Raw genomic sequence first — 511 nt, 5'->3', positions numbered from 1 at the left:
AGTCTCGTGGGCTCGGAGATGTGTATAAGAGACAGGGTTAGGGAGGGGGCACCAGCGCGACCACTCACCCCTTCGAAAACACCGGCGCCCGCTTCTCGAAGAAGGCGGTCACGCCCTCTCCGGCCTCATCGTTGAACAGCGACTCCACGAAGGCGTCGCGCTCTCGGTCGAGCTGATCCGCCAGCCCGCCGTAAGCCACCTCCAGCAGCCCCTTGGCGCGGCCCAGCGCGGCGGTCGGGCCGGCGGCCAGCCGCTCCGCCCAAACGGTCGCCTCGGCCAGCGCACCGCCCGGAGCGGTCAGCCGGTTGATCATGCCAAGCTGCGCCAGACGCGGCGCCCCGACGCGCCCGCCCTCGAACAGGATTTCCGCGGCGAGTTGCGGCGGCAGCGCGCGGGCCAGCGACGCCGTGCCGCCGCCGTCCGACGTCAGCGCAACCTTGATGTAGGACAGGGTGAACACCGCGTCCTCCGCCGCGACGATCAGGTCGCTGGCCAGCGCCAGCGGGAAGCC

Annotated in this window: 1 protein-coding gene; it reads right to left on the bottom strand. The window is 71.2% G+C overall.

Annotation, left to right across the window (positions count from 1 at the left end; all coding sequences use genetic code 11):
- Window positions 1-64 precede the first annotated feature (64 nt).
- A partial coding sequence (locus Q4I23_RS33055; protein WP_498529052.1) for an enoyl-CoA hydratase-related protein occupies window positions 65-511 on the bottom strand: 447 nt, incomplete at its 5' end.

It is taken from the genome of Azospirillum sp. UFLA03-27, assembly GCF_059803775.1.
This window is presented reverse-complemented; position numbering and strand designations above follow the sequence as displayed.